Genomic DNA, 20660 nt, shown 5'->3' on the forward strand with positions numbered 1-20660 from the left:
CGCGAAGAAGACGGCCATAAACAATGGCATCCGGTCGGCTGCGACAAATGCGGACACTCGGGCTATGCGGGACGGCGTGGCGTCTATGAACTGCTGCTCGTCGACGAATCGATCCGCACGCTGATCCACCGCAACGCCGCCGACGCGGAAATTCTCGAAGCCGGCCGCAAGCAGGGTATGCGCACGCTGCGCGAAGACGGCGATCGCTGGCTTGCGACCGGCCTCACGTCGCTCGAAGAAGTGATTCGCGTAACGGGCGGAGCCTGATCGAATGCCTGCATTCCGGTTCGAAGCGATCGACGCCGCAGGCAAGGCGCAAAAAGGCGTCCTCGATGCGGACAGCGCGCGCGGCGCACGCACGCAATTGCGTACACAGGGACTGACGCCGCTCGTCGTCGAACCGGCCGCGACGCGCACGCGCGGCGAACGCAGCCAGCGCCTGTCGCTGGGCCGCAAGCTCTCGCAGCGCGAGCAGGCGATTCTGACGCGTCAGCTCGCAAGCCTGCTGATCGCCGGTTTGCCGCTCGACGAAGCGCTTGCAGTACTGACCGAGCAATCGGAGCGCGACTACATTCGCGAACTGATGGCTGCGATTCGCGCCGAAGTGCTCGGCGGCCATTCGCTTGCCAACGCGTTGTCGCAGCATCCGAAAGATTTCCCCGACATCTATCGCGCGCTGGTCGCGGCCGGCGAGCATACGGGCAAACTCGGCCTCGTGCTGTCGCGCCTCGCCGATTACATCGAGCAGCGCAACGCACTGAAGCAGAAGATCGTGCTCGCGTTCACGTATCCGACGATCGTCACGATCATTGCGTTCGGCATCGTCACGTTCCTGCTCAGCTACGTGGTGCCGCAAGTCGTCAATGTATTCGCCAGCACGAAACAGCAATTGCCGTTTCTGACGATCCTGATGATGGCGCTGTCCGGTTTCGTTCGAAGCTACTGGTGGGCGATGCTGATCGCGGTGGTGGTGATCGTATACGTGGTGCGGGCGATTCTGAAGCAGCCTGGACCGCGCCTCGCGTTCGACCGGTGGCTGCTCACCGCGCCATTGCTCGGCAAGCTCGTGCGCGGCTACAACACGGTGCGTTTTGCCAGCACGCTCGGCATTCTGACCGCGGCGGGCGTGCCGATTCTGCGCGCCTTGCAGGCGGCCGGCGAAACGCTGAGCAACCGCGCGATGCGGTTGAACATCGACGATGCGATCGTGCGCGTGCGCGAAGGCACTTCGCTGTCGCGCGCGCTCGGCAACACGAAGACGTTTCCGCCGGTGCTCGTGCACCTGATCCGTTCGGGCGAAGCGACCGGCGACGTGACGACGATGCTCGATCGCGCGTCGGAAGGCGAATCGCGCGAGCTCGAACGCCGCACGATGTTCATGACGAGCCTGCTCGAACCGTTGCTGATTCTCGCGATGGGTGGCGTGGTGCTCGTGATCGTGCTCGCGGTGATGATGCCGATCATCGAACTGAACAACCTCGTGCAGTAAGCGCGAGGCGATGGGCTGCGTCGGCGAAGAATCGATGCGATGCAGCGCAGCAGTGGAGGTTCAGCGGCGCGGGTTCAGCGCACGTAGATAGTGGGCCCCGGTGCGTTGGCCGGCAGGAACACTTCCGAATGCGAGCCGTTGCGATCGATGATGATCGAGCGCGCGCGCACTTCGGAGAGTTTCGCGCCTTCCATGATCGCGTTGCCGAGCGACACTGCATGCGGCGGTTCGCCGCCGACGCTGACGATCGCGGCGGCGCCGTCGCGCAGCGCGAGGATGCCGTAAAGGCGCACGTCCTGATTGACGGTGCGCGTGAGCTGACCGCCGAACAGCGTTGCCGCCTGATCGACCGACACCGGCACACGCGCAGCGGCGGCGGGCACGGTGGGTCCGCGATGTGACGTCAGCGTGACGACCCAATAGGTTGCCGTCGCGCAGAACACGGCGAAACACAGGAGCGAAATGAGGCGAACTTGGAGGGCTGTCATGCGCGACATTGTACGGATAAATGTGAAAGTTGCGATGTATCGAAGCGCCGCAACGGCATCCCTTTAGAATGACCGGCCGCACCACCGGAAAGTGTGCTGAAAGGGACTGCGGAAAATGCGCCGTTCACGCCGAAAGGCGCAAGATGCGCACCGGTCCGGGCGAGTCCCGCCTGGCCGGAGCAACAGCGAACAATCAATTGGAATGAGGTAGCAAGCTATGCAAATGTGGACGAATCGCCGCACGGAAATCGTGGGTGCCCGCGCCCGGCGTCAACGAGGGTTCACGCTGATCGAAATCATGGTCGTGATCGCGATTCTCGGCATTCTCGCCGCGCTGATCGTGCCGAAGATCATGAGCCGGCCCGACGAGGCTCGCCGGGTCGCCGCGAAGCAGGACATCGGCACGATCATGCAGGCGATGAAGCTCTATCGCCTCGACAACGGCCGCTATCCGACCCAGGAGCAGGGCTTGCGCTCGCTCGTCGAAAAGCCGACCACCGACCCCGTGCCGAACAACTGGAAGGACGGCGGCTATCTCGAACGCCTGCCGAACGATCCGTGGGGCAATCAGTATCAGTATCTGAACCCCGGCGTGCACGGTGAAATCGACGTGTTCAGCTATGGCGCGGACGGCAAAGCCGGCGGCGAAGGCAACGATGCCGATGTCGGTTCGTGGCAGTGACGGACGCGAAATCTTTCATGGTCCGGTAGTCGAGTTTCATCGCGCGCCATGCGTTCACCTCCCTGCCCGGTTTTCGCGCGTCGCGCTGCTTCGCGCGGCGCGCACGCGCCTTTCACGAGCCGGACCGGCGTGAGGCCCGACGGCCCGTTTCGGCGGCAGCGCGGCTTCACGCTGCTCGAGATGATGGTCGTGCTCGTCATCGCGGGCTTGCTGGTTTCGCTCGCGTCGCTGTCGTTGTCGCGCAATCCGCGCACCGATCTGAACGAGGAAGCGCAGCGTCTGGCGCTGCTGTTCGAATCGGCCGGCGACGAAGCGCAGGTGCGCGCGCGGCCGATCGCGTGGATGCCGCTCGAAAACGGCTTCCGTTTCGATATCCACACCGAAGACGGCTGGCGGACACTGCGCGACGATCTGCTCGGCCCGCGCAACTGGGAGGGCGGCGTAACCGGCGTATCGATCAATTACCCGGGGTCGGACAAACAGGGCGACCGCCTCGTGTTCGGCACCGAGAGCATCGATACGCCGGTCACGGTGACGCTCCATTCGGGCGTCGGCAGCGCGACGATCGTCGGTACCGGAAACGGCCGGTATGAGGTGCGTTGATGATGCGGCGCACGCATTTCTGCCATCGCAGCAGTCCCGGCCGGCCTCGTCGTTGCGGCAGCCGCGGCTTTACGATGATCGAGGTGCTCGTCGCGCTCGCGATCATCGCGGTCGCGCTGGCCGCCTCGCTGCGCGCGGTCGGCGCGCTCGCGACCGGCGAAGCGGATCTGCATCGCCGGCTGCTGGCCGGCTGGAGCGCCGACAACACGCTGGCGCAATTGCGGCTTACGCACTCATGGCCCGAAATCGGTTCGCAAAGTTTCGATTGTTCGCAGGGCAACCTGCAGCTGATCTGCACGGAGAACGTCACGACGACGCCGAATCCGGTGTTTCGGCGCGTCGAGGTCGTGGTGAAGATGCCGGGCCGGTCCGGCGTGCTCGCGCAGATGGTGACGGTGGTCCCGAATGAAACGAACCGGCCGCTTTGAGCGCGGCGTGGCCGGCGGCAAGGCGCGCGGTTTCACGCTGATCGAGCTGCTCGTCGCGATCGCGATTCTCGCGGTGATCGCCGTGCTGTCGTGGCGTGGCCTCGATCAGATCATCCGTGGCCGGCAGACGGTCACGAACGCGATGGAGGACGAGCGCGTGTTCGCGCAACTGTTCGACCAGATGCGCATCGACGCGCGCCAGGCGGCCAGCGAGGACGAAGTCGGCCAGCCGTCGGTGTCGGTGGCATCGAGCGGGCTGCAGATCGTGCGCGAGCTGTATGAGCCGGGTTCGCCGCCGCGGCTGCAGGTCGTCCGGTATCGCGTGTCCGATGGACGCATCACGCGCTATGCATCGCCGCCGCTAAAAAACCTCGGCGAAGTGCGGCGCGCGATGTCGGGCGACGAGAACGGCAACTGGGGCGCCGTGCCGCTGATGGGCGGCGTCGGCATGATTACCGCGCGCATCTATGTGACGAAGGCCGGCTGGACGACGGAAATGAAGGACGTGCAATCCGCGATGACCGAGAACGTGAACAACCTGAAAGTGCCGCAACTGGGCAACGCGCCGATTCCGCGCGCGGTGACCGGGCTCGAGGTCAGCATCGGCGCGGCGGCGTTGAAACGCCCGGTGACGCGGGTGTTCCTCGTCGGGGAGTGAAGGCCGTGAACCGCCAGCCGCGCGCGTGCCGCGCATGTCCGAAACCGCAACCGCAACCGCGACAGCGACCGCGAGACAGATTGCGCATCGAGCCGCGCATCGAGTCGCGAGCGCGGTCGCGCGAAACGGGCGTCGCGATTATCAGCGCGTTGCTCGTCGTCGCGCTGTCGGCGATTCTCGTGTCGGGCATTTTGTGGCGGCAGCAGGTGCAGGTGCGACGCATCGAGAATCAGCGACTGCTTGCGCAGGCGCAATGGGTCGGCCGCGGTGCGCTCGACTGGACGCGGCTCATTCTGCGCTCGGAAGCCGATACGTCGGCGGGCATCACGTATCTGGGCGGCATCTGGGGCGTGCCGATCGCAAAGACGCGCCTGTCCGATTTTCTCGGGCAGATCGGCGATGCGCACGGTTCGGAAGGTTCGGACACGTTTCTCTCCGGCTCGATCGAAGATGCGCAGGCGAAGTTCAACCTGCGCAATCTCGTATCGAACGCGACGCCCGGCATGCTGCAGCTGAACCTGCAGCAGATCGAAGTGTTTCAACGGTTGCTGTCCACGCTCGGCTTGAACAGCCAGCTGGCGAAAAATGTCGCGCTGCAGATGCGCGCGAGCCTCGCACATTCCGCGACGCGTTTCCAGTCGATCAACGCGACGAATCCGACCGGCGCTCCGGGTGCGGCCAGTTCGCCGGTCGTGGCGGGGGGCGCCGCGGGCGGCGAGTACACCGATAAGCCGGGGCTGTCGGATTCCGACTCGAACCCTTCTGTCGCGCCGCTGCAAATGACGAGCATCGACTCGCTGCTCGACGTAACGGGCTTCACGCGCGAGACGGTCGAGCGTTTGCGTCCGTTCGTCACGGTTCTGCCGACGGTGACGGCGATCAACATGAATACCGCGCCTGCGGAAGTGATCGCGGCGATCGTGCCGGGCATGAACGTGTCGAGCGCGCAGGCGCTTGTCGCGCGCCGCGAGACGGTGTTCTTTCACAACATCGCCGATGTGCAGCTCGCGCTCAGTGCAGCGGGTGTGCCGGCCGGCGTGTTCGATCCGGGCCAGATGGACGTGAATTCGAGCTACTTCGTCGTGCACGGGCGCGTGCAGCACGAACGCGCCGAAGTCGATCGCACGACGCTCGTCTATCGCGACGCGCTGACTCATACGACGCGTATCGTACGGGAGCGGGACCAATTATGAATAACGCTTTTCCCAAAGAGAGTGGGCCTTGAGCACGCTGATCGTTCTATTGCCGCCGCGTGATCCGGCGGTGCCGTCGCAGGAATGGCAACTGCCGGACATGCCGTTTCTGCTCATCGACAAGTCGGGCCGCACGATGCGCGCCGGCGACGCTTCGCTTGCGCTCTTGCCGCGCGCGTCGTCGACGGTGCTGATGGTCGCCGCGCGAGACCTGCTGATGATGGCGGCCGCCGTGCCCGCGCTGAAAGGGCCGCGACTGCGCCAGGCGCTGCCGAACGTGGTCGAGGATCAGCTGATCCAGGATCCGCAGACCTGCCATATCGCGATCGATGCGCAGCCGCTCGCCGACGGACGGCGTCTGCTGGCGATCGTCGATCGCGGGTGGTTCCGCTTTATTCACGAGTCGTTTGTCGGCGCCGGACACCGCAATCTGCGCGCGGTGCCCGTGACGGCGTGCTTGCCGCGGCCGCTGTCGGGCGTGGCGGTCGACGATGCGCTTGCCGAGGCGATGTCGGATGCGCATGCCGAAGCGAGCGCGGCGGCGGCAGCGCCCGCTTCCGAAGCCGGTTCGAGTTCTGCCTCGGGCGCTTCCGCTGCCGCCGGCGGCACCGAGCCAACGGCCGATGCGTCCGCCCCGTCGCGCGAACCGATCGTTGCCGCATTGCTGGGCGAAGCCATCCAGTCCTCGCCCGCTGTGCTGCTCGGCGATGTGCCGCAGGAAGCGCCGGCGCCGCGCGTCGAGCTCGCGATTGCACGCGGGCGCATCGGCGAAGGCTTTGCAGTGCCTGCGGACGCGGTCGGCGCGACGCTCGCCGCACTGGCCGGCGACACGCCGCTCACGTTGTATGCACTGTCCGGCGTGCCCGGCAGCGAGCCGCATGTGATGTCGACTTCGGCAATCGACGCGCCGATGCAGCGCGCTATCGATAGCGTTGCGCATCGGACGACTGCGCATCCGCTGACGTTCGAGACGCTCGCGCAGCGCGCGCTCGAATGCCGCTTCGATCTATGTCAGTTCGAATTCACGTCGCAGCCGTGGCGTCTCGACCGCGCGACGCTGCGCCGCATGCGCGTGCCGATCGCGCTCGTCGCCGCTGCTGCGCTGGTCGCGATCATCGGTGCGAACGTACAGTGGCTGGTGCTCGCGCGACAGCGCGATGCGATCAACGCGCAGATGACCGAGGCGCTGCTCAACGGGTTCCCGAAGACGACCGTCGTACTCGACGCGCCGGGCCAGATGACGCGGCAATTGCAGCAGTTGCGCGTCGCGGCCGGCGAATTGTCGCCGGAAGACTTCCTGTCGCTCGCAGACGGCCTCGCCCGCTCGCTCGGACCGTTGCCGGTCAATGGACTTGCCGCGCTCGATTATCAGAACCACCGCCTGGACGTCACGTTCAAGCCTCAGGTGAAGGTCGATGCCGACTTCGCTCAGCGCCTCGCGCGCAACGGGCTGAACGGCGCAATCGATAGCAATACGGGCAAGTGGACCATCAGGAGCGGACAATGAAAGAACAACTGCTCGAGGCATGGGCCGGCTTCTGGGGCGCGCGTAACGCGCGCGAAAAGGCGCTGCTGACGTGGGGCTCGGTGGTGCTGGCCATCGTCATTGCGTGGTCGGTGTTGTGGTCGCCCGCGCAGGAGGGCCGCTCGCGGCTGCTCGAATCGCTGCCGGGCTTGCAGCGGCAGCTCGCGCAAATGACGGCTCAGGCGAACGAGGCGCGCGCGCTGGCCGGAAGCGTGCAAGGCGTCGCGCCGACCGGTGGCGCGCTCAAGGACGCGCTGACCACGTCGCTTTCCGACCACGGATTGAACGCGACGCAGGTGCAAGTGATCGGCAATGCGGTGCAGATTCAGCTGAAGAACGCGTCGTTTCCCGCGTGGACCGCGTGGCTCGACGATGTGCGCCGCCAGTTCAAGGTGCAGGTGTCCGAGGCGCATGTCACCGCGCTGAAGGAAGATGGCCAGGTCGATCTGACCGCGTCGCTGCAGCCCGCGACGATCAAGTGACCCGGCTCGGATAGGACCTGTGAAGAACCTCTGGATGCGCCGTATGGGCGCCGCGTTGCCGTGGGTCATCGTCGCGTTGTTGTCGTGCGGCGCGGTGCTGCTCGTCACGCTGCCGGCCGCATGGATCACGCCGCAATTCGCGAAGGCGACGCATGGACACGTGAATCTCATCGAGCCTGACGGATCGCTGTGGCAAGGCTCCGCGGTGCTGATGCTGGCCGCCGGTCCCGATGGCGGCGGTGCGACGCTGCTGCCCGGGCGTATCGAATGGCGCACGTCGTTCTGGCCGCTGCTCACGGGCCGCGTGCGGATGCGGATGCGGCAGACCGATGCGATGCCCGACGCGATTCAGGTCGACGTGTCGCGCCTCGGCGCAACGATGACGGCGGGCGCGATTCAGGTGCCCGCGTCGCTGCTCGCGGGGCTCGGTGCGCCGTTCAATACGCTGAACCTGCAAGGCGACGTGCGGCTTTCGTGGACCGACTGGCGCAGCTTCGGCCACGACGCGTTCGGGCAGCTTTCGGTGCTGCTCAACGAAATGAGTTCGAGCGTGTCGCGCGTGAAGCCGCTCGGCTCGTATCGCGTCGTGATTCAGGCCCAGGGGGCGACCGCGAGCGTCGATCTGTCGACGTTGAAGGGGCCGTTGCTTCTGAATGGGCGTGGATCGTTCGGTGGGCGTGCGACGTCGTTTCAGGGCACCGCGAGCGCGACGCCCGATCAGCTCGACAATCTCGCGGGGCTGCTGAACCTGATCGGCCCGCCGGTCGGGAAAGGGACGGTTTCGCTCGATTTCGCACATTGACGCAGCCGTAGGGGCGGCTGGTTGATCGTGCGGCCCAGGCGTCGCGCCCGAACGAACGTGATTGACCGGCGGTTCGGGGCGCGCGGCACGGTCCCGGGCACTATTTCATTGCGGTGCCCGAGACTTGCGGTCCGTTAGTCGTTGCGCACTTCGGCGGCAGCAGCGCCCTTCTGTGCGACCGGCGCCGAACCGGCCGCGGCCTGCGGGGCCGATGCGCCAGGCTCTTGCACGGGTGCCGGTGCGGCTATCCCGCCATCTTCGCGATTCATCTGCGCGACATCCCAGCCGCCGCCGAGCGCCTTCACGAGTCCGGCCGACGACACCATCCGCTGACCCGCGATGCTCGCGAGCTTTTGCTCCGCGGTAAACGCGGTGGTTTGCGCCGTCAGCACGTTCAGATAGTCGACGGTGCCGGCCTTGTACTCGTTCGTGACGATCGCAAGCGCCTGCTGCGCCGACTGCACGGCCTGCTGCTGCACGACGATTTCCCTGCCGAGAATGCGCAACGACGCGAGGTTGTCCTCGACGTCCTGGAATGCGGTGAGCACCGTCTGCCGATAGGTGGCCACGCTTTGGTCGTACGCCGCGCGCGCCGCGTCGGTTTGCGCGCCGCGCAGGCCGAAGTCGAATAACGTCGCGGCGAGTTGCGGGCCCACAGTCCAGAAGCGCGACGGCGCCGTGAGCAACTGCGAGAACACCGAACTTTCGAAGCCGCCGGACGCGGAAAACGTGAGCGTCGGGAAATAGGCGGAGATTGCGATGCCGATCTGCTCGTTCGCGGCCGCGGCCCTGCGCTCGGCCGACGCGATGTCGGGCCGCCGCTCGAGCAGCGCCGACGGCAACTGCGCGGGGACGTCGGGTGGCGTCGCATCGAGCGGCGCCGGCGGCAACGAAAATGTCGATGCAGGCTCGCCGATCAGCACGGCAATGGCGTGCTCGTTCTGCGCGCGCGCAACGCCGTTGTCGATTGCCGCGGCCTGCGCGGACTGCAGTTGCGTCTGCGCCTGGATCACGTCCGAGCGTGCGGCGACGCCCTGCGCATAGCGGTTTTGCGTCAATTGCAGCGACTTTTCGAACGACACGACGGTGTCGTCGAGCAGTTTTTGCTGCGAGTCGAGCGAGCGCAGCGTGAAGTACGTTTGTGCGAGCGTGCCCTGCGCGGACAGGCGCGCGTTCGCGAGGTCGGCGGCGGCGCCCTGCTGGCCGGCTTGCTGCGCCGCGACGGTGCGGCTCACCTGACCCCACAGATCCGGCTCCCACGTTGCATCGGCGGACAGTCGGAAGCTATTGGTGATCGAGCCCGACGACCCGACCGAGCCCGTGCCGGTGACGAAACCGCCGCTGCGCGACGGCGATTGTTGCCGCTCGCCGCTGCCGTTCAGCGTGACCACGGGGAAATAGGCCGAGCGCGCTTCCGCGACGAGCGCGCGCGCCTGGCGGTAAGCAGCGGCGAATTGCGCGATCGACTGGTTCGATGCGTTGAGCTTGTCCTCGAGCGCGTTGAGCTGCGCGTCGTTGTAGATGGTCCACCACGGGCCGCGATCGTGCTGATCGTTCGGCTGCGCAACCTTCCAGCCTTCCGCGGCTTCCTTGTAGGACGCCGGAATCTCGGTCGTCGGCCGCTTGTAGTCGGGGCCGACCGCGCAGCCGGCCAGCATCGCGGCGAGCGCCGCGGCGACGGCGATCGTCATCGCGCGGGGCGCGGCGGCGCTACGGCGCGTCGTGAAATCGGACTGCATGCAAATGAATTCCTTGATTCCTGTCGATTCGGCCGGCGAATGACGCAGAACGGCCGGCGGGCTGCGCGCGGTCTGCTGCCTGATGTCGACTTGTCGGAAGTGAACGGAGCCGCGGCACGAACTGGCCGCGAGGCGCGACCGCTAGCTTACTGCGCCTCGCCCGGAGACAGAAGAGTAATGCCGGGTGCCTTGCAGATGTGTTACGGAGGGTGTTCGCAAGGTTACGTGTCGTTACTGCGCCAAACGCGGTTCATGCGGCGCGGGCGAGACAGGACGAGCGGCGGATTTGTCGAGCGCTGCGTCTCGCGCGGAGGCCGCGCGGCGCGGCGAGTTCAACTGTGAACGGGCGCTGAACCGCAGGTTTCGCCGTGAACGCGATGTCGATGCACTTGCGCCCGGCGATGAAGACATCAGGCGCGAGGGTCGGCCGAGCCCTGACGGGCCTGTTTGCCGGCGGCCGCACGGCATGCCGGCGCATCGGGACGCGCCAGGCAGACGGCTGCGCCCGGTGCGATGTTTTTGACGGCGGACGGCGCTTTCGCTTTTATCGAGGCCGGGACCGGAAGCGTGACCGGCTTGACCGTTGGCGCAGGTTTCACTGCACGCCGCGCACGCCGATGATCGATCCACGCGAGAAAAAGCACCCCAAGCGATCCACCCGGCAACACGAAGACGACTGCATAGAGCGCGAATTTCCACCAGCGATACGGCTTCTGAAAATTGAGCAGCGCGGAATCGATCAGGGAGCGGCTCAAGCCGCCAAGGGTGTTTTTCAGGTACAGCATCGCGGGATTCCTCTGCGGCCGGCGCGGGCGGGCTCGTGTTGAAGCGGTCAGAACATGGTCTCGAATGGCGCAGATCGCGCGTAACTCGTTGACTCATATAATATTGACTATGCAATTAAGTTTCAACATAGTTCTCGCAAAACCGCTGATCGGTGTTGTTTTTCTGGCGGACGCGCTCGGGGAGCAGCCCTGTTTCGTCTTGGGCGCGGAGCGAGTCGCAGCACGTCAATTTTTTATGTATCCGTGATTTGCGAAGATCGGGCGCAAAATTCTCATATCATGCAAAGAATTGCGCTGCATGTGAGCGCTTGCTAACAGCAAAGGTCGCCGAAATTCCCGTGCAGACGGTTCGAGTGCAGCTGGGAGCGCATATTCAGTGCTGATGCTCGTCGTGCATCGCAGCGTAGTCGGAGGCAAAAAGGAGCTCGATCACGAATTTGGCCCGCCGTTTAGTTGCCTAGGCATGAATGCTATCGCGGGTATTTGCACATCCTATCGATGGATGCCGGCAACTGGGGGCGCTCGCGACGCGCCGCGCGACCCGCACGGACGAAAAAAAACGGCACCGGCTAGAAGCCGATGCCGCCGCGCAATACGGGTCCGGGGAACGACGGCCCGTGTTTTCTGGCGGAAAAGAAATCGCGAAGTGGCTTGCCTTACTGGCCGTCGACCTGAATCTCGACGCGGCGATTCTTCGCGCGGCCCGCGGCCGTCGCATTCGTATCGACCGGCGATGCGCTGCCGTAACCGTTCACGCTGTACTGTGCAGCGCGCAAGCCGTGCGAACCGAGATACGCCTGGACCGAGCGCGCCCGGGCGGCGGACAGCCGCTCGTTCAGCCCGGCAGAACCGGTCGAATCGGTGTAGCCGGCGATCGTCAGCAGCTGGATATCGACGCCGCGATTGGCCGCGATGAATTCGTCGAGGTTTGCCTTGGCGGCGGGCGTCAGCGTCGCGCTGTTGGTGGCGAAATTCGCGTCGCCTTGCAGCGTCACCTTGCGCGCCGGCGCGGGTGCCGGCGCCGGCTGCGGAGCCGGTTGCGGCGCGGCTTGCGCAGCCGGCTGTTGCACGACCGGCGTCGCGCAGGTGAAGAGAATTTCACGCGGATCGTTTTCGGGCTTGTAGCCGGAGATCGCGCGATCGGTAGCGGATACGCGCAATGCCTGCTTGTCGCCGCAAACCTTGCGCACCTGGTCCATACAGCTTTCAGTGGACTCGGCCAGGCCCAGACACTGCACGCGATGCGCCTGTGTACCGTTGGCCAACGTGATTACGTCGTTGTTATAGGTAAGACCGGATGAAGTGGTGCAACCAGCCGCGAGTGCGACGCATGCGGCCGCGAAGAAGAGTCGGATATACATGGGAGCTTCTCGATGGAATTGAGGGTGACCGAACGATAAATTCGGTCATCTTCAAGTCCAATCGGAGAAGTCTTAAAGCATCCCTATAAAGCCGCGCAATGAGCTTGCCGTCTACTGCGAGACCGGCTCGCCAGTCGGTGATGGCATCGTTTGTCCCGGTATCGCGTCGGTAGGATGCTTAGGCGGCGGCGCGACGTTAGCACTCGCGTTTGCGTTGCCGCCTCGCACGAATTGCTTGAAGTCCGCACCCGCTTCCCACGGATTTGGTTTGCAACCAAGCGAGCTGTCGCAATGCGCGGCGAAGCCGATCGTCGATGTGCCGTCGCTGTTCGGCGTCTTCGTGATCTGATAAGCGAGGTCGCGCTTGCCGCCGTCCGGTCCCGCGGTCTGGATCAGCGAATCGGTCGCGGTCGTCACGTCGTAGCGCGAATGATCGCTGACCCAGGTACGCGCACGTTGCCACCATGTGTCGCATTCGGCTTTCGTCGAGCACGTGAGCGGCGCGGTGGCGATCTGCATCACGTCGGGGTTCACCTGCCCGCGCGTCGAGCATCCGGCGGCGAGCACGCACAACACGGCCAATAGACTTTTTTTCATCGCATCCTTCCTCCCTGAACGATGCACGTCCGCCGCACGTGCTTCATGCGCGCGCGGCGGGTCCGGTGTGCAATTCTGCAATACAGGTTCGACCTGGGCGCGACGAGCATGTTTCATGCGCTTGAATGCGTTGGGCGACCCGCTTCGATGCTTCAGTTGGATGCTTCAGTTCGATGCATTTGCCGCGGCAGTGGAATTCCTGCTGATCGGCGCCCGCGTGCGAGGCCGACGGGTAGACATTGCGTCGCAAAGCGCGTGCGCGATCTCTCGTGTTCCGTGCGCCGACGTCACACGCTGAAGCGGTTCAACGTGTATGCGCGATATGCGGCGACGAACGCATCAAATGTGCCCACCTCTTCGCGCTCGAGTTTTTCTTGTGCCGCGAGCGATTCCGCGGCGAGCGTCTCGAACTCCTTCATCGATGCGGCGTCGAGCGGCCGCGCGCTGAAGTATGCCGCATGCGCTTCGCTTTGCTCGAGCCCGAAAGCGAGGAAACTCTGCTGCTTGTCGCGCATGGTTTGCAGTACGCGCGCGGAAGGCGTCAACGACGGGTCCGCGAGCTTCGCACGCTGCGCGGCGACCGCGCGCGCATGATTGTCGCCGCCCTGAACCGCATCGAGTGTGGTTGCCGCGACCGAGATGCGGTCGAGCAAGGCGTTTGCCCACTCTGTCATTGGAACCGGCTGACCATCGCGCATCAACCCGAGTCCGGGCTTGCGCCCTTCTGTCGTCACGAGGCAGAAGTTGCGGTTCGCTTCCGTATAAGCGGGCGGCGGCAGCGGCGCGCTGTCTTCGAGCGCGCAAACGAGCAGATACGCATCGAGGAAACGCGCGGCCTCGAGCGACAGCCCGGTCGGCTCGAACGGATCGATATCCATGCAACGGACTTCGACGTATTGCACGCCGCGTGCGGCGAGTGCATGCAGCGGACGTTCGCCCGAGTACGTGACGCGCTTCGGACGAATCGTCGAGTAGAACTCGTTCTCGATCTGCAGCACGTTCGTGTTGATCTGCACCCACTCGCCGTCGCGTTTCGTGCCGATCGCTTCGTACTGCGGATAAGGCTGGCTGACCGCTTCGGCGAGCGCATCGAGATAGCCGGACAGCGTGTCGTAGTCCGCATGGAGCGCGGATTGCCCGGTTGTGTTCGAGTACCCGAGGTCGCTCATTCGCAGGCTCGTGGCGTACGGGCGATAGAACGTGTCGGCGTCGAATGCTTCGAGCGTATGCGGACGGTTGCGCAAAAAGCGCCTGTCGAGCGCCGGCGATGCGCCGAACAGATACATGAGCAGCCAGCTCGTGCGGCGGAAATTACGGATCAGTGCGAGATAGCGTTCGGACTGGAAATCGACCGCGGTTGCAGTGGACTGCTGGTCGACGTGCAGCAGCCGCCACACTTCTTCGTTCAGCGAATAGTTGTAATGGATGCCGGCAATGCATTGCATCGTGCGGCCATAGCGTAAAGCGAGGCCCACGCGATACACGTACTTCAGTTTGCCGATATTCGACGTGCCGTAGCGCGCGATTGGAATTTCGTCGTCTTCGGGCAGGAGCCCCGGCATCGAGTTGTTCCACAGGATCTCGTTGCCGAGCTGCCCATAGACGAAGCGGTGCAGCGTGTCGAGTTGCTCGAGCGCGAGCGCGGCGTCGTGCTCCGCGGGCGTGATGAGCTCGAGCAGTGCTTCCGAATAGTCGGTGGTCAGCGACGGGTGCGTGAGCGCGGAGCCGAGCGATCGGGGGTGCGGTGTCGTCGCGAGACGACTGTCGTGCGTGACACGCAGACTTTCTTTTTCGATGCCGCGCAGGCCCGTGGTCAGCGCGTCGCGCTGCGGGCCGGATGTGAGCACGGACAGACGGTGTAGCAGCGCGTCGGTCGTGCGCGGATGATTCGTGTTTGGCATTGAATGATGTCGCCCGCTGCTAGTGGTAATACCCGGCTTCCGCATGGACGATGCGGGTTGAACACGCGCGGCGTAATTTTCGGTAGCGGGCACTTTAACATCTCGCCACGACGGCTGCTTGACCCGCCTTTGCGCGCTTTCGAAGCGGCTTGGCGGGCGGTGCGGGTTCGTTCGGATAGCGCGTTGGCCGAGCGCCTGCAGCAGGCCTTGCGCGGTTCGTCTACTGTACGCCGCGGGTTGGCGATTTACATGATGCGTAGCAGTTTATGCGGCCGTTCATGCAACGGTTGTGCACATGCTCGCGGACGAGCCTACGATCGTTTTCGCGTTGCACCATCCCTCGCCAGTCGGGCGGCGATCGTCTGATGGTCTGGATCGTTACAAGGCGCTCATCGTCAGCTTGCAACTCAACGCGATCTCTATACGGATGGTTAGCGATCTCAATCAACCAACACGCCGCTACCCACCCCGCGCGGCCCCGAGTCGGTCCGTAACCTCATTCCACAGATGCATCGCCGCATACGCGCGCCATGGGCGCCACGCATCGGTGCGCGTGCGCTGCTGCGTCGGGCGCGCGAGAGCCGGGTCGCGCGCGGCGATCGACTGCATCAGCACGAGGTCCCACGCGGGCCACGCGTCAGGGTCGCGCCACGCGCGCATCGCAACATACTCGACGGTCCATGGTCCGATGCCGGGCAGCGCAAGCAGCGCGGCACGCAGCGCCGTGACGTCGGCAGCCGGGTCGTCGAGCGGCACTGCGCCGGTCGCGACGGCGTGCGCGAAACCCTGCAGTGCGGCTACGCGTTTGCCGGGCATGCCGATCTGTGCGAGGTCGGCGGATGCGAGCGCGGCCGGCGTCGGAAAGCGCCATGCCGTGCGCTCGTGCGGATGGTCTTCGATACGTTTGCCGGCGCGTTCGACGAGCCGGCCGATGATCGTCGTCGCGGCTTTGACGCTGACCTGCTGACCGACGATCGCGCGTACCACCAGTTCGAAGCCCGACCACGCGCCCGGCACGCGCAGACCGGGCGCGGCCTCGACGAGCGGCGCGAGCCACGGATCCGCGCCAAGCGCGGCGCCGATCACGCGCGGGTCGGCGCGCAGATCGAACATGCGCGAAACCGGCATAGCGAGCGAATCTGCGTGCCGCGCCGCGGCGCCGTCGATCGTCGCCACGAGGCAGCGCCTTTTCGGATGAAGCGTGACTTGCAGCGTGCCGCTGTCGCCGGCCCACTCGATCGCGCGCCGGTACGCGCCTGCTTCGATGGCTTCGACGCCCGGCGTCGCGCGGCCCGAGAAGAAGCGCAGCGTGCGCGGCCAGTCGTAGGGTGCCTTGAACGGTAGTTCGAGTTTGACGTTGTTTTGTGTGGTCAAGCGGCGTGGTCCAGGTCGACGGTTCGGGCAATTTTCCGGTTTGACCGGGGGGTTTCGGTTGCGGTGCCGCCAGATGTGGCAGCGGTGATCGTGCCGGCGCTGGACGTGTCGTTTGTCGCCGTACTGCCTGCCTCCGACATCGCCGCCGCCTGCGGCGCCCCGTCGCCGCGTTGCCTTTCCGCGTCGAGCAGCGCCGCCTTACGCGCCGCGCCCCAGCGATAGCCGCTCAACGAGCCATCTTTATGCAGCACGCGATGGCACGGAATCGCCAGCGCGACCGGGTTCGACGCACACGCAGCGGCGACCGCGCGCACCGCCTGCGGCGAGCCGACCGCTGCGGCGATCTCCGAATAGCTGCGCGTCTCGCCGTACGGAATCCGACGCAATGCGTCCCAGACGCGCTGCTGGAACGCCGTCGGCGCGATGTCGAGCGGCAGGTCGACGCGTTGCTCCGAGCCGCGCAGGTATGCATCGATCTGCGTGACGAACGGTGCGAGCCGCGCCGGATCTTCGATGAGTTCGGCGTTCGCGAATTCGTCCCGCAGGCCGTCGACGAGTGCGGCCCGATCGTCGCCGAACGCGATCTTGCAGATTCCGCGGTCGGTTGCCGCGACCAGCGCGATGCCAAGCGGAGTCGACGCGCCTGCGTAACGCACGACGAGGCCCGCGCCCTTGCGGCGATACGCGGACGGCGCCATGCCGAGTTCGGCCGGCGCCGTATCGTACATGCGCGACGGGGAGCCGAAGCCGGCGTCGACCGTGGCGCGCGTCACGTTGGCGCCCTGCTTGAGCGCGTCGCGTAGTGCCGCGCCGCGCTGTGCTGCCTGATACTGCCGCGGCGATACGCCGACGACGCGCTTGAAAAGCCGTTGCAGGTGGAATGGACTCAGATGCACCGCGTTGCTGAGCTGGGCAAGCGTCAGACGCTGCTGCGGGTCCGCGTCGAGTACCGCGCACGCGCGATTGACGATGTCCATCTCGCGCGGCAGGCCGCCGGGCCGGCAACGCTTGCAGTCGCGGTAACCGGCGGCGCGCGCGTCGTCCTGCGTCGCGAAGAATTCGACGTTTTCGCGTCGCGGCAGCCGCGACGAACAAGATGGGCGGCAAAACACGCCCGTGGTCCTCACCGCGTAGAAGAATGCGCCGTCCGCCTGTGCGTCGTGACGCGCAACGGCGGCCCAGCGTTCGGATTCGGTGGTGTAAGCGGTTTTCATTGTCAGCGCTCGTGGACAGGTTGCGACGTTCCCAATTTACGGCGCACGTCGACACACTACGCTCCGGTTTTTGCTCTGTCATTGCCATGTCGTGGATGTCCGGCGGCTTCCCTCGGGCATCCCAACTATTGGGGATGGAAGCGCTGTCCTTATGCGCATGTGGCAAAACGACACGACATCGGGTTTTCCCTTAAAAAAATATTGCGTCGCGGTAGGGCGTTGTGTATAGTGGTTCCTGTCTCCTCCATGTCTCCTCCTGATATGGATTCAGCCCGCTCAAATCAGCGGGCTTTTTTTCGTCCATAGGTTTCGTCGCACGTGGGTCAATGGACGCAGGCTGGGCGCAGGCGCCAGCGCGGTACGCCGTGCGGCGGCGCTTCCGGCATCTCACCTTTCGTTTTGCCCTGCCGCGCCCGGCCTTCCCGCCTATCCCCTACACTCTTCATCAAGGTCCGAACCAGATGAAAAGGCGGCAACCATGAAGTTTCACATCCGCGAGATTGACCACGTCGTAATCAGGGTCGAAGACGTCGAGGCGATGACGCGCTTCTATTGCGAGGCACTCGGTTGCAGCGTCGAGAAGGAACAGCGCGACATCGGACTGACCCAGTTGCGCGCCGGCCGCTCGCTGATCGATCTACTGCGGGTAGGAGCGAAGATCGACCGGCCCGATAGCGGATCGCTTCGCGCCGGCCGGAACATGGACCACCTGTGTTTGCGCATCGAACCGTTCGACGAAGCGGCGCTCGAGGCGCATCTGGTCGAACGCGGCGCACGCATCGGTGAAAAGGCGGTGCGCTATGGCGCGGATGGTTTCGGCCCGTCGCTGTACCTGTTCGATCCGGAGGGCAATATGGTCGAACTGAAGGGGCCGCCGGACGCGGCGCGGACGACTTCGATATAGACGCCGACGTTGACGCCGGCGCCGGCATTCTACTCACTTCACCTGGTGCCCTGCGCAATCGACCGCGCGTCCGACGCGCCCTTTAGTACCGTCCACTCGATCGGCACCGCGTCCGCGTCGGCACTGCCGAGCCACGCGGCGCCATCCTGTACCGTGCATTGCAGCCGCATTGTTCTCTGCGCGAGTGCACCGAGCGCCGATGCGACATCCTCGCCGAGCGACCAGACTGTCACATTGCGCAGCCGCTCGACCTTGCCGCGCACGCCTTGCCACCAGATATCGGATGTCCGGCCGCCGTACGCGATCACGATGACCTCGTTGGCACGACCGCTCGCTTTTGCGATGCGCCGCTCGTCAGGCTGGCCGATGTCGATCCACGTTTCGATTGCGCCGGTCAGATCCTTCTGCCAGAGGTCGGGTTCGTCGGTATCCGAGAGGCCTTTGCAGAACTCGAGCCGTTCCTGAGCGAACAGCGCGAATGCGGCGACGCGCACCATCATCCGCTCGGCGGTTTCGGACGGATGCAGCGCGATCGTCAGCGAATGGTCGGCGTAGTAGTGCCGATCCATGTCGGCGATCTGCAGGTCTGCCTTATAAATTGTCGATTTGAGCGCCATGGAAAGTCCCGATCCCGCAAACGAGGACCGGAAAGTGAAGAGTGATTCGGGGCCGTAATAGCGTGCCATTTTGATGCTGCCTTCTGTCGCGCGTCACGCGCGTCTCGCCGATGAAACGGTTTTTGCCGTAGCGCGGCGATGACGAACGTCTTAATCTGCCGCTGCAACGCGCTCGACTTCCTATGATGTGAGATGAAGCAACGAGCGTGCCGCGCGCGGGATCGGAATAACGCCGGATTGAAGGAGCGGAGGATCGTGATGATACCGAATCTGCCGAAGCGATATGACAAACGGATGGCGCCGGGTCAGCGCGTGCTTCGACGTGCGTTCGGCGCACTTGACGCGTTTCCAGGCGGGGCTCGCCTGATGTAGGTTTAGCGCAGCAGTAATTGGATCGGCCGAAGCGAGCAAAAGTAAAACGGCTGGGCGAATATCGCGCAGCCGTTTTCGAGTGCGAAAGCTTGTTCGGTCTTTAAAGACCGTCACTGTCTGTTTTTCCCCGACAAGGCGTCGGGCAAAAACCCACTATTGCTTGATAAATCGATCGTTGGTCCAAAGACCTTCGGTGTCGCTATTCGCCGCGTTGACGAATTCGATGTCGTGTCCGTCTACGCGCACGATGCGGAAAGTCGCATTTTCAGGCGTCGACAGGCATTGAAAACCGGAGAAAAATTCCTGCATTTTCTGCTGCTCACCGGCCTGCTCGTGCTGGCGCACTGCGTCGAGCTTGTCCTTGGACAGGCAGCCATACGCATTGGCTTTTAGTTGCACGGTCTGTTGAGGCTTCAGGTCCTGAGCCTGAGCGGCAGATGCAGCTACGAAAGCTGCCATGGCGAAGAGAACCGCGACGCGCATCTTCATAAATACCTCCGTGCGGGTTAATACTCAGGTTAGCTATGTATTTAACTTCAGGGGGATACCCGCAGTTTTGAATTTAGAAGAAGTGTGCGGAAGAACAAGCACGACTTGTGTGCGATTGCAATAGCGGCGGATTGTCGCAGCGTCTCTGTCGCAACAGTGCGCGGAGTTTTCATAGGTAAATCGATGCATATTTAATCGCGCACAGCGAACCGGTTTGCGATCATTGCTTTGTCCGACAATCGTTTGCGGCTCGCATGCTCGTTTACGCGAATACATAATTAAGCGATTGGCTAAATGCTTTAAATCGGCTTGATGCGACGCACACAAAGTCATCAGACCGTTTGGCGAAAAGGCACGGCCGCATGTGGCAAACGACGAATAAAAATCATGCCTGGCCGACAACGGCCTCGCCGCGAATGTGCGACGCTGCAGTTCGTCTTGCGCTTCGGGAAAGTTCGTGGATAAATCGGAACGACTTCCTGGGAGACTGTCGATATGACGCTGGCCCACTGGCTTCCGTTCGCTATTGCATCAGCCATTCTCGTTGCCATTCCCGGCCCTACAGTGCTGCTCGTGGTCTCGTATGCGCTTGGGCACGGGCGCCGCTATGCGCTTGCCACCACCGCCGGCGTCGCGCTTGGCGACCTCACGTCGATGACCGCGTCCATGCTCGGGCTTGGCGTGATCCTCGCCGCGTCGGCAACGCTTTTCTCCGCGCTCAAATGGGTCGGCGCCGCTTACCTGATCTATCTCGGCGTGAAGCTCTGGCGCACGCCGGCGCGACCCGAAAACACGACGCTGGACGCAAGCGCCGAGACGCGCACGGGCCGCATCCTTGCCCACGCGTACGCCGTAACCGCGCTGAATCCGAAGAGCATCGTCTAAGTCGGAGGCCAAGCGGTCTTAGGAAGACAAAACATTCTACCAACTCCTTGGCTCACAGAACGACATGGCTAC

The 20660-nt window shown here is 64.4% G+C and carries 20 protein-coding genes and 2 pseudogenes; 12 read left to right on the forward strand and 10 right to left on the reverse strand.

The window, feature by feature from the left end; translation table 11 throughout:
- Positions 1 to 267, forward strand: a pseudogene (locus QYH69_RS34440) (type II secretion system protein GspE); the annotation flags it as partial.
- Between the two features lie 4 nt (positions 268 to 271).
- Positions 272 to 1489, forward strand: coding sequence for a type II secretion system inner membrane protein GspF (gene gspF, locus QYH69_RS34445; RefSeq protein ID WP_308836134.1), 1218 nt, complete (start codon positions 272 to 274; stop codon positions 1487 to 1489).
- 74 nt (positions 1490 to 1563) lie between these two features.
- Here the strand turns inward: gspF and QYH69_RS34450 are convergent, their stop codons facing one another.
- Positions 1564 to 1977 (reverse strand): type II secretion system protein N, encoded by a 414-nt coding sequence (locus QYH69_RS34450; protein ID WP_308836135.1) that lies wholly within the window; start codon positions 1975 to 1977, stop codon positions 1564 to 1566.
- Positions 1978 to 2194: 217 nt separating this feature from the next.
- On the opposite strand from QYH69_RS34450, the gene gspG reads away from it, so the two are divergent.
- From gspG to QYH69_RS34490, 8 genes are all read left to right on the forward strand, one after another.
- Positions 2195 to 2659, forward strand: coding sequence for a type II secretion system major pseudopilin GspG (gspG, locus tag QYH69_RS34455; RefSeq protein WP_075155385.1), 465 nt, complete (start codon positions 2195 to 2197; stop codon positions 2657 to 2659).
- Positions 2660 to 2707: 48 nt separating this feature from the next.
- Positions 2708 to 3262 carry a GspH/FimT family pseudopilin gene (locus QYH69_RS34460; RefSeq protein WP_308836136.1) on the forward strand — a complete coding sequence of 185 codons (555 nt, stop codon included), beginning with the start codon at positions 2708 to 2710 and terminating at the stop codon, positions 3260 to 3262.
- Positions 3263 to 3264: 2 nt separating this feature from the next.
- Positions 3265 to 3690 (forward strand): type II secretion system minor pseudopilin GspI, encoded by a 426-nt coding sequence (gene gspI / locus QYH69_RS34465; RefSeq protein ID WP_308836151.1) that lies wholly within the window; start codon positions 3265 to 3267, stop codon positions 3688 to 3690.
- Positions 3668 to 4348, forward strand: a complete 681-nt coding sequence (locus QYH69_RS34470; protein ID WP_308836137.1) for a prepilin-type N-terminal cleavage/methylation domain-containing protein — start codon at positions 3668 to 3670, stop codon at positions 4346 to 4348. The genes gspI and QYH69_RS34470 overlap by 23 nt, the downstream gene beginning before the upstream one ends.
- Before the next feature lie 80 nt (positions 4349 to 4428).
- On the forward strand, positions 4429 to 5541 hold the full coding sequence (gene gspK, locus QYH69_RS34475) for a type II secretion system minor pseudopilin GspK (RefSeq protein ID WP_308836138.1): 1113 nt from the start codon (positions 4429 to 4431) through the stop codon (positions 5539 to 5541).
- A 28-nt stretch (positions 5542 to 5569) separates the two neighbouring features.
- The gene (gene gspL, locus QYH69_RS34480; protein ID WP_308836139.1) at positions 5570 to 7048 is read left to right on the forward strand and encodes a type II secretion system protein GspL; all 1479 of its coding nucleotides are present in this window, start codon (positions 5570 to 5572) and stop codon (positions 7046 to 7048) included.
- A complete protein-coding gene (locus QYH69_RS34485) occupies positions 7045 to 7548 on the forward strand; it encodes a type II secretion system protein M (protein ID WP_308836140.1) in 504 nt (167 codons plus the stop codon). Before gspL ends, QYH69_RS34485 begins: the two co-directional genes overlap by 4 nt.
- A gap of 34 nt (positions 7549 to 7582) precedes the next feature.
- The gene (locus QYH69_RS34490; protein ID WP_308836152.1) at positions 7583 to 8350 is read left to right on the forward strand and encodes a type II secretion system protein N; all 768 of its coding nucleotides are present in this window, start codon (positions 7583 to 7585) and stop codon (positions 8348 to 8350) included.
- Between the two features lie 134 nt (positions 8351 to 8484).
- On the opposite strand, the gene QYH69_RS34495 is transcribed toward QYH69_RS34490, so the two are convergent.
- From QYH69_RS34495 to ada, 7 genes are all read right to left on the reverse strand, one after another.
- On the reverse strand, positions 8485 to 10089 hold the full coding sequence (locus tag QYH69_RS34495) for an efflux transporter outer membrane subunit (RefSeq protein ID WP_308836141.1): 1605 nt from the start codon (positions 10087 to 10089) through the stop codon (positions 8485 to 8487).
- 410 nt (positions 10090 to 10499) lie between these two features.
- Entirely contained in the window at positions 10500 to 10874 is a 375-nt protein-coding gene (locus QYH69_RS34500; RefSeq protein ID WP_308836142.1) for a hypothetical protein, read from the reverse strand.
- Positions 10875 to 11530: 656 nt separating this feature from the next.
- A complete protein-coding gene (locus tag QYH69_RS34505) occupies positions 11531 to 12235 on the reverse strand; it encodes an OmpA family protein (RefSeq protein WP_308836143.1) in 705 nt (234 codons plus the stop codon).
- A 111-nt stretch (positions 12236 to 12346) separates the two neighbouring features.
- Positions 12347 to 12832: a hypothetical protein gene (locus QYH69_RS34510; RefSeq protein WP_308836144.1), complete on the reverse strand. Its 486-nt coding sequence runs from the start codon at positions 12830 to 12832 to the stop codon at positions 12347 to 12349.
- 287 nt (positions 12833 to 13119) lie between these two features.
- A complete protein-coding gene (gene gshA, locus QYH69_RS34515; RefSeq protein ID WP_308836145.1) occupies positions 13120 to 14733 on the reverse strand; it encodes a glutamate--cysteine ligase in 1614 nt (537 codons plus the stop codon).
- A 459-nt stretch (positions 14734 to 15192) separates the two neighbouring features.
- The gene (locus tag QYH69_RS34520; RefSeq protein ID WP_308836146.1) at positions 15193 to 16107 is read right to left on the reverse strand and encodes an AlkA N-terminal domain-containing protein; all 915 of its coding nucleotides are present in this window, start codon (positions 16105 to 16107) and stop codon (positions 15193 to 15195) included.
- A complete protein-coding gene (gene ada / locus QYH69_RS34525) occupies positions 16104 to 17321 on the reverse strand; it encodes a bifunctional DNA-binding transcriptional regulator/O6-methylguanine-DNA methyltransferase Ada (RefSeq protein ID WP_308836147.1) in 1218 nt (405 codons plus the stop codon). The genes QYH69_RS34520 and ada overlap by 4 nt, the downstream gene beginning before the upstream one ends.
- Before the next feature lie 478 nt (positions 17322 to 17799).
- Here ada and QYH69_RS34530 point away from each other — a divergent pair, with 478 nt between their 5' ends.
- Complete coding sequence (locus QYH69_RS34530; RefSeq protein ID WP_308836148.1) at positions 17800 to 18225, forward strand: VOC family protein; 426 nt, start codon at positions 17800 to 17802, stop codon at positions 18223 to 18225.
- Between the two features lie 38 nt (positions 18226 to 18263).
- Here the strand turns inward: QYH69_RS34530 and QYH69_RS34535 are convergent, their stop codons facing one another.
- Both QYH69_RS34535 and sap1 read right to left on the reverse strand, forming a co-directional pair.
- Positions 18264 to 18842, reverse strand: a complete 579-nt coding sequence (locus tag QYH69_RS34535; protein ID WP_308836149.1) for a YaeQ family protein — start codon at positions 18840 to 18842, stop codon at positions 18264 to 18266.
- Between the two features lie 525 nt (positions 18843 to 19367).
- A complete protein-coding gene (sap1, locus tag QYH69_RS34540; protein WP_308836150.1) occupies positions 19368 to 19703 on the reverse strand; it encodes a surface attachment protein Sap1 in 336 nt (111 codons plus the stop codon).
- 495 nt (positions 19704 to 20198) lie between these two features.
- Here sap1 and QYH69_RS34545 point away from each other — a divergent pair.
- Positions 20199 to 20585: pseudogene (locus QYH69_RS34545) on the forward strand (LysE family translocator); the annotation flags it as partial.
- Positions 20586 to 20660 lie beyond the last annotated feature (75 nt).

The sequence above is a fragment of the Paraburkholderia sp. SARCC-3016 genome (genome assembly GCF_031119615.1).
In the GTDB taxonomy this organism is placed as follows: Bacteria; Pseudomonadota; Gammaproteobacteria; order Burkholderiales; family Burkholderiaceae; genus Paraburkholderia.